17 protein-coding genes are annotated in these 14,481 nt (G+C 68.4%); 8 read left to right on the top strand and 9 right to left on the bottom strand.

The window, feature by feature from the left end; translation table 11 throughout:
* Positions 1 to 18: 18 nt before the first annotated feature.
* The 3 genes from VGK20_03160 to VGK20_03150 all read right to left on the bottom strand — a co-directional run bounded on the left by VGK20_03160 (position 19) and on the right by VGK20_03150 (position 3,508).
* Positions 19 to 975, bottom strand: coding sequence for an alpha/beta fold hydrolase (locus tag VGK20_03160; GenBank protein ID HEY2773035.1), 957 nt, complete (start codon positions 973 to 975; stop codon positions 19 to 21).
* Positions 976 to 1,019: 44 nt separating this feature from the next.
* A complete protein-coding gene (locus VGK20_03155) occupies positions 1,020 to 2,279 on the bottom strand; it encodes a patatin-like phospholipase family protein (protein ID HEY2773034.1) in 1,260 nt (419 codons plus the stop codon).
* Between the two features lie 209 nt (positions 2,280 to 2,488).
* On the bottom strand, positions 2,489 to 3,508 hold the full coding sequence (locus VGK20_03150) for a prenyltransferase (GenBank protein HEY2773033.1): 1,020 nt from the start codon (positions 3,506 to 3,508) through the stop codon (positions 2,489 to 2,491).
* 83 nt (positions 3,509 to 3,591) lie between these two features.
* Here VGK20_03150 and VGK20_03145 point away from each other — a divergent pair, with 83 nt between their 5' ends.
* From VGK20_03145 to VGK20_03115, 7 genes are all read left to right on the top strand, one after another.
* Entirely contained in the window at positions 3,592 to 4,626 is a 1,035-nt protein-coding gene (locus VGK20_03145; GenBank protein ID HEY2773032.1) for a pyridoxamine 5'-phosphate oxidase family protein, read from the top strand.
* Between the two features lie 148 nt (positions 4,627 to 4,774).
* Entirely contained in the window at positions 4,775 to 6,007 is a 1,233-nt protein-coding gene (locus VGK20_03140; protein ID HEY2773031.1) for a hypothetical protein, read from the top strand.
* A gap of 20 nt (positions 6,008 to 6,027) precedes the next feature.
* Positions 6,028 to 6,750, top strand: a complete 723-nt coding sequence (gene ccmA, locus VGK20_03135; protein ID HEY2773030.1) for a heme ABC exporter ATP-binding protein CcmA — start codon at positions 6,028 to 6,030, stop codon at positions 6,748 to 6,750.
* Entirely contained in the window at positions 6,737 to 7,429 is a 693-nt protein-coding gene (locus VGK20_03130) for a heme exporter protein CcmB (GenBank protein HEY2773029.1), read from the top strand. Before ccmA ends, VGK20_03130 begins: the two co-directional genes overlap by 14 nt.
* 158 nt (positions 7,430 to 7,587) lie before the next feature.
* Positions 7,588 to 8,328, top strand: coding sequence for a cytochrome c biogenesis protein CcsA (gene ccsA / locus VGK20_03125; protein HEY2773028.1), 741 nt, complete (start codon positions 7,588 to 7,590; stop codon positions 8,326 to 8,328).
* A complete protein-coding gene (locus VGK20_03120) occupies positions 8,325 to 8,519 on the top strand; it encodes a hypothetical protein (GenBank protein HEY2773027.1) in 195 nt (64 codons plus the stop codon). The genes ccsA and VGK20_03120 overlap by 4 nt, the downstream gene beginning before the upstream one ends.
* Positions 8,520 to 8,535: 16 nt before the next feature.
* A complete protein-coding gene (locus tag VGK20_03115; GenBank protein HEY2773026.1) occupies positions 8,536 to 9,903 on the top strand; it encodes an AarF/UbiB family protein in 1,368 nt (455 codons plus the stop codon).
* A gap of 15 nt (positions 9,904 to 9,918) precedes the next feature.
* Here VGK20_03115 and VGK20_03110 read toward each other — a convergent pair whose 3' ends face one another.
* The 6 genes from VGK20_03110 to nth form a co-directional block, all read right to left on the bottom strand.
* The gene (locus tag VGK20_03110; GenBank protein HEY2773025.1) at positions 9,919 to 10,341 is read right to left on the bottom strand and encodes a hypothetical protein; all 423 of its coding nucleotides are present in this window, start codon (positions 10,339 to 10,341) and stop codon (positions 9,919 to 9,921) included.
* Positions 10,338 to 11,315 carry a nitronate monooxygenase gene (locus tag VGK20_03105; protein ID HEY2773024.1) on the bottom strand — a complete coding sequence of 326 codons (978 nt, stop codon included), beginning with the start codon at positions 11,313 to 11,315 and terminating at the stop codon, positions 10,338 to 10,340. The genes VGK20_03110 and VGK20_03105 overlap by 4 nt, the downstream gene beginning before the upstream one ends.
* 8 nt (positions 11,316 to 11,323) lie before the next feature.
* Complete coding sequence (locus tag VGK20_03100; protein HEY2773023.1) at positions 11,324 to 11,716, bottom strand: GFA family protein; 393 nt, start codon at positions 11,714 to 11,716, stop codon at positions 11,324 to 11,326.
* Positions 11,717 to 11,786: 70 nt separating this feature from the next.
* Positions 11,787 to 12,197, bottom strand: a complete 411-nt coding sequence (locus VGK20_03095; GenBank protein ID HEY2773022.1) for a GFA family protein — start codon at positions 12,195 to 12,197, stop codon at positions 11,787 to 11,789.
* An 82-nt stretch (positions 12,198 to 12,279) separates the two neighbouring features.
* Complete coding sequence (locus VGK20_03090) at positions 12,280 to 12,675, bottom strand: nuclear transport factor 2 family protein (GenBank protein HEY2773021.1); 396 nt, start codon at positions 12,673 to 12,675, stop codon at positions 12,280 to 12,282.
* Positions 12,676 to 12,720: 45 nt separating this feature from the next.
* The gene (gene nth, locus VGK20_03085; protein HEY2773020.1) at positions 12,721 to 13,416 is read right to left on the bottom strand and encodes an endonuclease III; all 696 of its coding nucleotides are present in this window, start codon (positions 13,414 to 13,416) and stop codon (positions 12,721 to 12,723) included.
* Between the two features lie 59 nt (positions 13,417 to 13,475).
* Between nth and VGK20_03080 the strand changes: the two genes are divergently transcribed.
* The gene (locus VGK20_03080) at positions 13,476 to 14,477 is read left to right on the top strand and encodes a Gfo/Idh/MocA family oxidoreductase (protein HEY2773019.1); all 1,002 of its coding nucleotides are present in this window, start codon (positions 13,476 to 13,478) and stop codon (positions 14,475 to 14,477) included.
* The last annotated feature ends 4 nt before the right edge of the window (positions 14,478 to 14,481 follow it).

Below are 14,481 nucleotides of genomic sequence, written 5' to 3'. Positions count from 1 at the left end.
AATGCGACGGCGGCGCGGTCAGGTCGGGTCCGTGGCGGCCGGCGAAGCAGCGAGCGACGCACGGAAGGCGAGGTAATCGGCGGCGCTTCTTTCCGGAGCCTCGAGCATCGGCAAGTGGCCGATGTGGTCGAGCACGATGACCTGCGAATGCGGCAGCATGCCGTGGAGAACTTCCGCAGTCGCGACGTTGATGGCCCTGTCTTCGCGGCCCCAGACGATGAGCGTAGGCGTTGCCAGGCCGCGCAGCCGCTCTTCGAGCCGGTCGCCGCGGATCTGCTCGAAAATCTTTTGCTCGAGCGCGAAATTCTCGATGCGCCGCCGTGCCATCACGTCGAGGAAGGCCCGCGGAACCCACGGCGGATCGCTCATCGCGAACGCGTAGACTTTCGCGAATTCGTCCTCGTTGCTGGCCATCAGCGGATTGCGTCCGGTCTTCTGCAGCACCTGCGCCAGCTCGCTCGGCGGCGCGCTCCAGATCCCGCCGGGATCGAGAAGCCACAGCGACGCGACGTCGTTCGGATACGCCACCGCATAGCTCATCGCGATGTGGCCGCCCATCGAGTTGCCGCCGAGGTGCACGCGCGTAATGCCGAGCGCGGCGGCCAGCTCGTGCAGGCGTTCCGCCTGCGCCGGCGGCGAATAATCGGCATCGGCCGGATGCGACGACTCGCCGAATCCGATGTGGTCGGGGATCACGACGCGGTAGTTCGGCACGAGAAGACGCGCGATGCGCGTGAAGTTGTCCTTGTCGGCGCCGAAGCCGTGGAGAAGCATCAGCGGCTCGCCGCTGCCGCCTTCGAGGTAGACGTAGTGGAGTCCGCCCGGCAGGTCGATCTCCTTGCGAACGAGGCCGGAGCGGTGGCGCTCGAGCGACAGCGCCGTACGAAGCGCCGTCTCGGGGGCCAGTTGCACGAAAGCCGTCAGCGCAGCCGCAACCGCGAAGACGGCGACGGCGAGAAGCCTGGCCGCGCGCATGCGTCTTCCTTAGCGGAAACGCCGGCCCTGGAGCAATCCGGGCGCTATTCGACGCCGCCCACTGCGTGCAGGCGAACGGGCATCTGACGCACCTCGGCCAGGAGCGGGTCGGCGCCGCGCACGAACTCCTCGATCTCGTCGATGCGCGCGTCGGCGTCGCGCCACCCGATGTCGACGAGAGTCCTCGTGAACGCGGAATCGAACAGGAGATAGCTCATGAGGTCGGCGCTCTGGGCATCGGGGATGCCGAGGCCGTCCAGCATGTAGCGGACCAGGCGCGGCATGCGGTGCGCGAAGCGCTGCGCCACCAGCGCCAGGTCTTCCGATGGCGAGACGACCAGCGGCTCGATCGGCTTCATGCCTTCGATCGTCGTATCGCGCGCATCGTCGTCGCCGCCGCGCATGTGGCTCGTGAGCAGGGTGTTCATTCGCTGCAGGTGCTCGACGTCGGCATCCAGGTGGTCGAGGAAGATCGCGTTGAAGAACACTCCGCAGACCTGGGCCAGCGGCGGACTGGCGATACGGCCGCCTTCGGCGTCCAGCGCGGCGTTTCCGGCGAGCTCTTCGCGCGCGAGCGTCGCTGCGGCGCGCGACGAACGCACCCCGACGGCAAGGATGCGCGTTGCTCCGAGGCGGATCGCCGGGCTCATCGGCGCGACCAGGCGCAGCGCACCGTCGCCGAACCACAGGCTGTCGGGCCGGTCATCGATGCGCGCCGGCGGGAAGAGGATCGGGATCGCCGACGACGCGAGCACGTGCCGGTACGTCAGCACCCCGGGAACGACGACGCGACGGCTCTTGTTCCACACGGGATGGCCGCTGCGTCCCTCGATGAACGTGTACGAGCGGCCGGAATGATAGCTGGTGGCCGTCACCGCGACTGCGTAGACCTGGTTTCGCCGGATCGCGTCCGCAATGCCGCCATGCGGGAACGCGTTGCGCAGCATGGCCTCGAGCGGCGAGGTGTCGAAGAAGCCGCTGGTCAGCGTCGAACCGAACAGCCCGCCGAGCACGAAGTCGCGTGCGAGCGTCGCACCGGTGGTCAGCAGCGACGGAACGTCGGAGCGGAACACCTGCTCGACGCGCAGCTGGGACCACAGCAGCGCGATCTCGAGCGCGGCATTGCCGAAGTTTCCCGAGCGCGCCGCCAGCGCCACGCCGTTGATCGCGCCGGCCGAGGCGCCGGTCACGATCGCAAACGGAAGAGGCCGGCGGGCGAGCGCCGGAATTTCGGAAATCCGCCGGAGGACGCCGGCCTGGTAAGCGCCGCGCGCACCACCCGCGGTGAGCACGAGACCGAGCATGCATGTGGAGCAGCAACGGGCATGCCACTGCCCTCGGACATCGGCCGGCGCCGCGCCGTCACGCGAAGCTGCTGGAGATTCGCCGCGTTGGCGCCGCCTGACAAGGGTAGCCGCGGACACTGTCGCCTCGTGCCGGAGGCAACACGGCTGCCCGCTCGTGCGGCAGCGCCTGTGCTTCGGGCAGACGCGCGAGTGAGCCGAAGAGCGCGTCAGGCGTGCAGCGACAGGTGCAGCGGGATGATCGCGTCGAGCAGCAGCCCGAGCACGAAAAGGCCACCGGCGCGGCGCGTGAGCCGGAAGGCCCACGCGACGTACCACAGCGGCCACAGAGGGTAGCCAGGCGGAGGCTGCGGAGGCGGAGGCTTGCGGAACGTCTCGAGCGTCTCGAGAAGGCGCGGCACCGCGAGCAGCACGAGCAGGCACCACAGCCCGACTGCACCGGTGATCACGAGCGCAACGACGAGCGGGAAGAACAGCACCATCATCGTGCGCGTCCAGCGCAGCGCCTCTTCCTTGCCGAGGATCACCGGCAGGGTGCGGATGCCCTTGGCCTTGTCCGAATCGTGCTTGTCGACGTGCTTTCCGAACAGCACCGTCGCGACGAGCATCGCGTACGGAAGCGAAGCGAGAAAGACCCACAGCGGGGCATGCCCGGTCGTCACGAAGTACGTGCCGCCGATCATCAGCGGACCCCACACGATCGCAACGCCCGGCTCGCCGAGCCCGCGGTGCTTCAGTTTCAGCGGCGGCGCAACGTAGAACACGCTGATGAACAGTCCCGCGAGCGCGAAGAACACGACGAGAGGGCCGCGGATCTTCACGAGCTCGACGAGAATCCAGAGATCGACGAGGTTCGCGGCCAGGATCGCCAGCAGAAGGCCGGTCGTCGAAATCAGTCCCGAAAGGATCGGATGCGGCGCGTACTGGGTGCGCACGTAGCCTTCGGTGTCGACGCCGCCGACCACGTCGAAGTAGTCGTTGATCATGTTGTTCGCGCTGTGCGCGATGACCAGCCCGAAGACCGCGAGCGCAAGACAGCCGAAATTCGCGTCGGGGGCGCGCGCGGCCAGCAGGCCGCCGATCAGGCCCGAGAACAGCGTCATCGGGAACACGCTGGCGCGGATGATCAGCAGCCAGCGCGAGCCGAGGTCCATTTCGGCTCCCTCCGGCAGGTTCTGCGTCGAGATTACCGCTCCCCAGTTCGACAATACGGACGACCTTGCGCTCATGGCCGGAGTTTCGCGGACGAGGCGAATTTGAGCAAACGCGGGCCGTTCTTGCGCAATACGGCCCCGCCGCGTAATCGGCGGGGATGGCAGACAGCGACGACCCGCGGGAAGTGTTCCACGAGGGCGAGCTCGCCGTGCAGGAGCGGGTCGGCGTGCGCGAGCGCATCGAGCAGATAGGCGCGGCGATCATTCGCGATGCCATGCCGATCGAGCACCGCCAGTTCTTCGAGAGGCTGCCGACGTTGCTGGTCGGCAGCGTCGACGCCAGCGGACGACCGTGGGCCTCGATCGTCGCGGGCTGGCCCGGTTTCGTGCACGCGCTCGACGAGAAGCACCTTCGCATCGACGCCAGTCCCGCCACGCACGACCCTCTTGCCGCGCACCTGTCGGCCGGCGCTCCGCTCGGGCTTCTCGGCATCGAGCCGGCGACGCGACGGCGCAATCGCATGAACGGAACCGTCGTCGCTGCGGATCCCGCCGGTTTCACGGTTCGCGTCGACCAGAGCTTCGGCAACTGTCCCCAGTACATCCAGGCGCGGCGGCCCGAGTGGACGCGCGATCCTTCCAGCAGTGCGAGAAGCGCGAGCGGCGACGCGCAGGCTGAACCTCATCGCGCCGACGATGCTTCGCCCGACGAACCGCTTGGCGCCGCGCTCGGCGAGGCATCGCTCGCGCTGGTGCGGAGCGCCGATACGTTCTTCATCGCATCGGCGGCAGCGCGGGCGCGCAGCGGCGGCTCCGACGGCGTCGACGTCTCGCATCGCGGCGGCAAGCCGGGTTTCGTGCGAGTGACCGAACAGGGCGGCGCCAGCGTGCTCACGTTTCCGGATTTTCGCGGCAACTTCCTGTTCAACACTCTCGGCAACCTGACGGTAAATCCGTGCGCCGGGCTTCTCTTCGTCGACTATCGCAGCGGCGACGTGCTGCAGATCGCCGGCAGCGCGCGCATCCTTTGGGAAGGTCCCGAAGTCGCGGCGTTCGCGAAGGCGCAGCGCCTCGTCGAGATCACCGCCCGCGGCGGACGACTGGCCCGCTCGGCGCTGCCGCTGCGCTGGTCGGATCCGCAGCAGGCCAGCCAGCTGCGCGATACCGGTTCCTGGCCCGCCGCGGGGTCGTGACGAACGTTGCTCCGGGCAGAGGAGGGTCAACGAACGTTTCCCCGGCAGCAGCAGGGGCGACGATCGTGGCCCCGAGCAGTAGCAGCGCCCGGCGAAAGCCCCGATTTTCCGTTCGATTACCCGGCCGCGGGCCGATATAGATGCTGCGATGTCCGAGACACTGGTCGTGCTCGTCAGCGGAAGGGGTGCGCTGGCCAAGCTGGCCGGCGTGCCTTCGGTGCTGCGCCACGTCCACGCGGCGCGCATGCTGGGGCTCGGCGTCGTCGTCGTCTACCCGCCCGAGCGCCGCGCGCTCGGCGCCGAGATCCGCGGCATCGTCGAGCCCGACGCCCTCTGCATTCCCGCCGACCGCTTCGTCGCCGAGTTCGGTTTCGGCGAGAGCACGATGCTGCTGGTTGCAGCCGAATGGTACCTCGCGATCGCGGCCGTCGTCGCGATCCGCGATGCGAGCGAGCCGGTGCTGCTCGGCCGCGTCTGCGAGCGCGGCTGCGTGTCGGTTCCGATCGCGCGCGTCACTCGCGAAGACGCCGTCGACATTGCATTGCGCCTCGGAACCACCTCGGCCGCCGCAGCGCTGTCCGGCCTGCTCGTCGGGCCGGAGGCCACGCTCGATCTCGACGCGCACAGCGAGCAGAGGCTGAGCGACAACGTCTCGACCGCGCATGCCGAAGAAAAGCTGATCGAAACGCTGTTCGGCCCGCCGCAGCTGCTGCCGCTGCTGCGGCTGCGACCGACCCTTGCCCCGCTTCTTGCGCGCCGCTTCAACGACACCGCCCTCGGACCCGCCGGCATCTCGGCGATCAAGCTCGTGATCGGCCTTGCCGCCGCGTGGATCATCGAGAGCGGAAGCTACGCTGCCGGAGTCTCCGGCGCACTGCTGTACCTTGCGGCCCGCATCGTCGGTGCCGCCGGCATCGTGCTCGCGCGCGCGAGCTTCGCCGACGGCGATGTTCGCGAAAAGCTCGACCTCGCGGGCGACACGGTGCTCCACATCGCGCTGCTGTGGAGCCTGGCGGGAGGGCCGGCCAGGGGCCACGGTGCGGTCGCGCTGGCGGTAGTCGCGACGGTCGGCGTACTCGTCAGCACCGGCATCGCGTACGTCTTCGTGCTGCGCGACTCCTGGCTGTCACGCCAGGCTGCATCGCAGCGCGGCGAGCGCCGCCCGGGCGGCGAGTCCGCATCGGCTACGGGCGACGAGTTCGTTTCGCGCTTCGTTCAGCGAGACGGAGTGGCTTACGCGCTGCTGTTCGCCGCGGCCGCCGGCCGCCTCGATCTTTTCCTGTGGGCCGCTGCGCTGGCCAGTCACCTTTTCTACGTGCTGTGGCTGATCACCAGGCCTCGCGACGACGGCCGCACGATGGCGCTGGGAAAGGCTGCCTGAAACAAGGGACGACCCAGCGCGTGAGCTCGCAAGCGCCAGGCGCCGCCGTATCGCTGCGCGCACTCTCTCGCCGATTCGGCGCCCAACCGGTGCTGCGCGGCGTCGACCTCGAAGTTCGCCGCGGACAGTGCGTCGCGCTCTTCGGCCCGAACGGCGCCGGCAAGAGCACGCTGCTTCGCACGCTGGCGGGCCTGCTGCGCGCCCAGTCCGGATCGGCGTTCGTGCTCGGTCAGCCGCTTCCGCCCGACGCGGCGCTGCGCCGACGCATCGGCTACCTTGGCCACGACGGGTTCCTGTACCGCGACCTCGACGCGCGCGAGAACCTCGCGTTCTACGCGCGATTGTTCGGCGTCGTCGACAAAGGGCGGGTGGACGAGCTGATCGCCGATGTCGGCCTCGGGCACGCGGCCGGCCGCCGCGCCGGCGCGTACTCGCGGGGAATGCTGCAGCGCCTCGCGCTGGCGCGTGCGCTGCTGCACCGCCCCGAGCTGCTGCTGCTGGACGAGCCGCTGACGGGTCTCGACCCCGAGGGCGCGGCAGTTCTCGCGCGCATCCTGGCATCGCTGGCGAACGACGGCGTCACCGTACTGATGGCCACGCACGACATCGAAAGGGCGCTGCAATCGGCGGACCGCGCCGTCGTGCTCGGCCGCGGCCGCATCGTGTGGGACAGCGGCGACGCGGCCCCGCCCGACGCGGCGTCGATGGCGCTTCGTTACTCGGAGGCCCTTGCCGCCGCGTGAAGCGGCGTCGGGATACGCGATGCTGGCGCTGGTGTGGAAGGATCTCGTGCTCGAAGCGCGCTCGCGCGAGACGCTGCCGGCGCTGTTCGTGCTCGGCCTTCTCGTACTCGTGATCTTCGATTTCTCGCTCGCGCTGAAGCCCGAGGAAACCGGCCGGTTCGCGGCGGGAATCCTGTGGGTTTCGATCCTGTTCGCGTCCGTGCTCTCGCTCGGCCGCACGTTCCTCGTCGAGCGCGAAGGCTCGTGCATCGAAGGACTGATGACGTCCCCGATGGACCGCGGGTCGATCTACCTTGCCAAGCTGGCGGTCAACCTGCTGCTGCTCGTCGCGTTCGAGCTACTGCTGCTGCCGGTATTCTCGCTGATGTACGGCGTCTGGCTCGGCGCCAACGTCGCCGGCCTCCTCGTCGTCGTCGCCGGAGGGACGATCGGCATCGCAGCAACGGGAACTTTGTTCGCCCTTGCCGCACTCGGCACTCGCGCGCGAGAGATGGTTCTGCCGCTGCTCGTGCTTCCGCTGCAGATTCCGCTGCTGATCGCGGCGGCCCAGGCCACGCAGATGGTACTCGGCGGCTCCGGCCTGGCGGCTCTCGGCATGCGCGTCGACATCATCGCCGGGTTCGACGTCGTGATGGTGACCGGAGGCTGGATGCTGTTCGAGTTCGTGCTCGTGGACTGACGGCGCGGCGCTCCCGGGCAGAGCCACGACGGCGCGACGGTGGACTCGACACCCGGCCCCCAGCACACTGCGGCAGGCCGCAGCTCCCCGGACGCGCGGCCAGGACACGGATCATCGGCCAGGATCATCAGCCAAGATCATCGGCCAGGAACATCAGCATGGACACCCTCGAACGCTGGCTGCTTCGCATCACGCCCATCGTCACATTCGCGTTCGGGCTGGCCTCGCTCGCGGCCATTTTCTTCTGGGTGCCCTCGGACAAGATGCTCGGGCTCAGCCAGCGCATCTTTTACTGGCACGTTCCGGCGGCGACCGCCTGCTTCCTCGCGTTCGGCATCGCCGGCGTCGCGAGCATCGGATATCTGCGCACCCGCGGCAGCCAGTGGGATCATGCCGCGCACGCGGCAGTTTCGGTCGGAATGCTGTTTGCGACCATCGTGCTGGTGACCGGGTGCATCTGGGCGCACACCGCCTGGGGGGCCTGGTGGACCGGCGACCCGCGCCTCACGACGTTCCTCGTGCTGTGGCTCGTGTTCGCGTCCTACGTGATGCTGCGCGTGTTCGCGCGCGACAACGAGATGGCGCCGCGCTACGCGGCAGTGCTTGCCATCGTCGGAGCGGTGAACATGCCGCTGGTGATGATGGCCACGCGTCTTTTCCGTTCGATTCACCCGCAGATCGTCGGCAATCCCAACGGCGGCATCGACGATCCGCGCATGGTCACCGCGCTGATGCTCGGTTTCGCGGCCCATCTCGGCCTCGTGCTGTGGCTGTGGGCCATGCGCCTGTCCCAGCTGCGCAGCCAGGAGCGGATCGAGCTTCTCGAAGCGGACCTGCGCGACGAGGAGCAGTACGCGATGAGCCGCAGCGTCCTTTCCCAACGGAGTGCTTCCACGTGAACGAGACTACCGAGGCCGCGCCCGCCCCAGTCGGCGCCGAAGACCTCGCGCTGCGCCAGCTTCACCATGTCGGCTGGGCCTATGCCCTGATCTTCGTGCTCGTCTTCGCGTACGCGTGGAAAACGGCCACCGCCACGCGAAGGCTGCGCGAGCGCGTCGACGAGATCGAGCGCGACCGGGCCCGCCGTTGACGGAGCCCGCCGGGTCTTGAGCTCCCGAATCCCTTCGCCGGTCCTGTCGCCGGCTCCTCTGCCGCTTCCGCCGGGAATTCGCTTCGTCCGTTTTCTCTTCGTCGCGCGGCTCGTCGTCACGGTTTACGCCGACTACAAGGTCCGCCAGGTGTACGGGCGGATGACCGGCGGCAACCAGAGGGCCGACTGGTACGACCGCCAGCACCACCGCGCAGCGTGGCGCCTGCGCGATACCGCCGTCCGCCTCGAGGGCCTGCTGATCAAGGTCTGCCAGTTCATGGGCAGCCGTGCCGACGTTCTGCCACCCAGCTTCATCGAGGTTCTCGGCGAGTTGCACGACCGCGTGCCGCCGCGGCCGTTCGCATTGATTCGCCCTCACGTCGAGCGCTCGCTCGGCCGTACGCTCGAGCAGTGCTACGCCGAAATCGAAACGACGCCGATCGCCTCCGCGTCGCTCGCCCAGGTGCACCGCGGGCGCACGCTCGCAGGACAGGACGTCGCGATCAAGATCCAGTATCCCGACATCGAGCGCGTCGTCGCGACCGACCTTGCCAACCTTACGTTCTTCGTCAACCTCCTCGTGCGCCTCGAGCCGGCCTTCGACATGCGCGTCGTCCTTCACGAGGTGCGCACGCTGATCCCGCTCGAGCTCGATTTCATTCGCGAAGCCGCCAACGCCCGTCGTTTTGCGGCGGAATTCGCCGGCGATCCGTCGGTGCAATTCCCGGTGCCAGTCGATGACCTCGTTTCGCGCCACGTGCTGACGATGGATTTCATCGAGGGTACGAAGATCACCGATCTCGAGGCCCTCGCGCGGCAGGGAATCGACAAGCACGAAGTCGCCGCGCTGCTGACGCGGGTCTGCGTCACGCAGATCCTCGAGCACGGTTTTTTCCACGGCGATCCGCATCCCGGCAACCTGCTCGTGCGCAAGGAAGCGACCGGCCTCACGCTCGTCGTGCTCGACCTCGGGCTGGCCAAGGAGTTCACGCCCGAGCTGAGGGACGCCGTCGTTCGCCTGACGGTCGCGATCATCGGCAAGGACCCGCACGCGACCGGCGAGGCGTTTCGCGCTCTCGGGTTTCGTCTTCGCGACGGCGGCGACAGCACTTTCGTCGCCCTCGGGGAGCTTTTCCTCGGCCAGGCGCTGCAGTCGGGCCGCGCCTACGCGAACCAGGAGATGGTCGACCGCATCCAGAACGAGCTTCTCGCGGCCATCCGCGCCAATCCGATCGTGCGCGCGCCGTCCGACCTGATGCTCGTGCTGCGGGTGATGGGGCTGTTGTCGGGGATCGGCAAGACGCTGGATTCCCAGGTCAACCCGATGGCCGCGATCATGCCGTTCCTCGGCGCCGGCCCTGCGCCGCGCGCCGGCGCGAGCTGAGTGCCCGCGGTCCGCTCACGCACCGCCCGGCAGTACCTGGCCGGTGTCGCGTGCAAACCACGAATGGTGGTAGCCGCGCACGAACAGCGCCAGCAGCCCAGCCTGCAGGATCCACGTCGGAATCATCCGCCACGCAGGCAGAACGCCCGACAACACCGCAAAGATCTCGGTTGCGACGAGACCATAGATCACGAACACCGTCAGCGCAGCGACGAACGCGCGCTCGACGGGGCGCTGCCACGCCCACACCAGCAGCACCGTCCACGCTGCCATCAGCGACGCACCGTATCCCATCGCGAAGAGGTAGGGGCCGCCGGTATCGTCGAAGCCCCACAGCAGCTTCGCCATCGGCGGGTACAGCATCGGCACGAGCGCTGCAGCGTCGGTAATCGCGCCGGCGACAAATGCGATCTTCAGGCACTGTTCGCGGGACCTCATGATTCCTCCCTTGTCGTCCGCGTGCGCGATCCGAGCAGCTTCTCGGCTCCGTCGCAGAGCTCGGCGACGATATCCGCCGCCGGCTGCACGTCGCGAACCGCCGCGACGGACACTCCGGCATAGAGCGCGAACGCGTCGATCCGGCCGGTCGCGTCGCGGCTCGGCGGAAACGTCGAAAAGCGCGGGATGGGAAACTTCACGCCGTAGCGCACGTCTTCGCCCGTGAGCTCTTCGTCCAGCGATGCGGCCGCCCGCACGCACGACGACAGCACCCTGTGCAGCGCGTCCGGCCAGCCTACCGAAAACGCTTCGGTCAGCTCGGTGTCGCCGGCTCCGGCTGCCACCACCGCGCGAACGTAGTCGGGATGGGCCCCCGCTTCGCGCGACGCAATGAACCTCGTACCGACGCGAACCGCCGAAGCACCGGCCGAAAGGACGTCGGCCATGTCGCGCGCGGTGCCGATGCCGCCGGCCCCGACCACCGGGACGTCGACGGCATCGAGCACGGCCGCAACGAGCGGCAACAGCTCGCCGCGCCCGCGGACGTGTCCTCCGGCGCCGGTTCCCTGCGCGACGACCATGTCGCAGCCTGCCGCCGCGGCCGCTGTCGCTTCTTCCACGCTGCCGACCTGCCAGCTCGCCAGCGCTCCCGCGTCGTGCGCAATCGCGACCAGATCCGCATCGGGATCGCCATAAAAGAACTCGACGACGCGCGCCTTCGGTGCCGCTGCCCGCACCGCATCACGATCGACGAAAGGCATCAGGAAATTGACGCCGACCCTGGTTCCCGCCGCGTCGGCCGCTTCGTCCAGCAGTCGTGCGAGCAGGGAGCCTGGAATGCCGACGCCCGGCATCATCGCCAGCGCACCGGCGCGAGCGACTGCCGCGACGAGCTCGACGGTCGCCACGGCGGGCATCGACGCAAGCTGCAGCGGCCGGCGGCAGCCGACGAGGCGGGTAAAGGCGGTTTCCATCCCGTGTCTCAGACTCTCGGCACGTCGCGAATGTCCGACGACCACGGCAGCGCGGAACGGTTCCATTGCTGCGCTTTCGGAGCAAGGACGGCGCGCTGCGCGAGGCAACCGACGCGAAGCGAATACGCAGGCGGATTCTCGACGGCCGACGCATAAACGGGCGTGCCGCAGTCCGGGCAGAATGCATGCGCCCTCTTGTTGCCGCTGTCCGCCGTCTTCACGTAGATCTTCGGCGTGCCCGCAAGGATGCGGAAACCGTCTTTCGGAGCCTGCACGGTGACGCGATAGACCGAGCCGGTCAGGTTCTGACAGTCGCTGCAGTGGCAGATGCCGACCCTCTGCGGATCGACCTCGGCTTCGTACGTGATCGCGCCGCAGTGGCAGCGTCCGTCGACTTTCATGGGGATTCCTCCGTCAGGGCGCGGTTGCGCGACTGTTTCAGCCTGCGCCCGGCGCCAGGGGCGTCCTTTTTCACCCGGCGCCTGGGGCGCCTTGGCTCTGCGGCAGGTCGTCGGTGATCTCGAACCACGGCGCTTTCGATGCGACGAAGATGTGTCCCTGGGGGCGCGACCCCGGATCGTCGTCGAGCACTCCCATCGGAACGACGATGATGCCGTGCGCCTCGTTGAGCCACGGCAGGCTCGAGCCGCAGACGCGGCAGAACGCGTGCGTGAAACGCTCGGCGCCCGGCGGACGGTAAGACGCGATCTGGTCCTGGCCGGCGAGGTAGCGCACTCCCTCGCGGCCGACGAAAAGATTCGGCGCAAACGCCGCACCCCGCGTTTTGCGGCAGCGCGAACAGTGGCAGTTGTGGGCCCACAGAGGGTCCTGGGTAAGCTCGAAGCGAACGGCGCCGCAAAGGCAGCTCCCGGCAATTCTCATCGTTTCCCTCGCAAGAGATGCTCGTCGTCGCGGCGATCATTGCGAGGCCGGCGCACGCCGTCAAAGACGATGCCCGGCCGGCTCAGCCGCGAACCCCCTTGGTGTAGGACCAGTGCGTCTGCACGATGCGCCAGTCGTCGCCCTCGCGGCGGTACACCTCGGTGCAGTTCCACCGGAACGCATCCTCGTTGCCTCCCCAGGACACGAAGCAGAACGTCAGGATCGCCGCCTCGCCGATCACCTGCACGTTCGGCTGCAGGATCTCGAAGCGACGCGCCCGGACCTTGCCGCGGATGCCCTCGTAGTACTCCGAGAGCTCGGCCAGCCCGTCGATGCGCTGCTCGAGAAAAGGGTCGAAGTAGACGACGTCGTCGGAGCAGATCTCGAGGAACCCCGACGGATCCCCGTTGCACCAGCGTTCGAGCGCTCCCTTTTCGAGGTCGAGGATGTGGGAAGCGACGTTCTCGATGGTGGCCATGCGTGTCTCCGGCGCTGCGGGCCTGCGGGCGTCCGGTCGTCGGCGTCAGCGCCGGCGGGTAACGCCGATCTTCGGACACCACCTGTCGATCGGACATTCACTGCACTTCGGCGATTGGGGCCGGCAGATGGTCTGGCCGAACGAAACGAGAAGGTCGTTGATCTCCATCCAGTAGCGCTTCGGCAGTTTTGCCCTCAGTGCCAGCTCGGTCTGCTCCGGGGTCTTCGTGCGCACGTACCCCCAGATGTTCGTGATGCGATGGACGTGGGTGTCGACGCATATGCCCGGCTTGCCGAATCCGGCAACGACGACGAGGTTGGCAGTTTTTCGCCCCACTCCCTTGAGGCCGAGCAGCTCGTCGATCTCGTCCGGAACTCGGCCCTGCCACTCGTCCCGGATGCGCCGGGCCATCTCGACGAGCTGGGGCGCCTTGGTGCGATAGAAGCCGACGGGGTAGATCACCTTCGCGACTTCCTGGGGATCCGCCGTCGCCATCGCATATACGTCCGGCCAGCGCTCGAACATGCGGGCGGCGGCGCGCGCCGTCACCGCGTCCTGGGTCCTCAGGCTGAGGATGCACGAGGACAGCACACGCCACGGCTCGCGCGTGGTGACGGCGATCAGCGTCACTACCGGCGCGAGCTTTTTCGCCGCCTCCTTGCGCAGCGCGCGAACGATCGCCGGCAGCTCGGCGTTGGTCACGGGCCCGGGCCCGGCGGCAGTTTCGCGCGGGCGCGGCACCGTCAGCCCAATAGGAAAGCCCCTGCGGGCATGCAACCCTGCTGCCGATTTTTGCCGCAATGAAGACTACGAACGCAGCGTCCCGCCTTCGCCTGGCAGTCGTCGGCGCGGGAAAGCACGGCTCCCGCTACGCTGCCCATGCCGCCCGCGACGTCGACGGCATCGAGCTCGTCGCCGTCTGCCGTCGCGATCGCGACAAAGGCGAGGCGCTGGCGCGCGAGGTCGGATGCGAGTTCGAGAGCGATGCCGAGAAGCTGATCTCGCGCCGCGACGTCGATGCGGTCGTCCTGGCAACCATTCCGCGCCTCGTGCCGCGCTTCCTTGCGCTCGCGATCGAGTCCGGCAAGCGCATCATCCTCGAGAAACCGGTTGCGCCGACGCTGGACAAAGGGCTGGCGCTGCTCGGCCTCGTCGAGAGGAGCGGTGTCTACTGCCTTGCCGCCCACACGCTGCGCTTCAATTCCACCGTCGAAGCGCTGCGACGCGATCTGCCCTCGATCGGGCGGCTCGACTCGCTGCTTTTTTCGCAGCGCTTTCCTCCCCAGCTCGACCTTGCGTGGCTCGATGCTCCCGAGGATTCGGGTGGCGGCAACATCCTGCACACCGGGGTGCACTGTTTCGACCTGCTGCACTGGCTGTCGCGGCACCGGGTGGTCGAGGTCTCGGCGGCGGCGCGGCGCGTTCGCACGCGCGATACCGAAGACCACTTCATCGCGTTGCTGGCCATGGACGCGGACGGCCTGCTCGCCCAGGTCGCCTGCTCGCGGTCGACGGCCAGCCGCAGCGGTTTGATCGAGGCCAGCGGCGAACACGGACAGCTCGTCGTCGACCACGTGCTCGGCACCGGCTACCGCCTCTCCCCCGACGGGCGCGAGGAGCTGGTGATCGAGCCGCCGCGCATGACGGTCCGGTCTTTGCTGGAGCGTTTCGTCGCCGACGCACGATGTGATCTTGCTCCCCCCATCTCCTACCGCGACGGCCTGGCCGCCGTCGCCGTCGCCGAGGCCTGCTATCGCTCCGTCACGTCGAAGGCAGTCGAACGTGTTCGCCCCCTTCCTTGACGGC

The organism is Candidatus Binatia bacterium, from assembly GCA_036493895.1.
Taxonomy (GTDB): Bacteria; Desulfobacterota; Binatia; order UBA1149; family CAITLU01; genus DATNBU01.
This window is presented reverse-complemented; position numbering and strand designations above follow the sequence as displayed.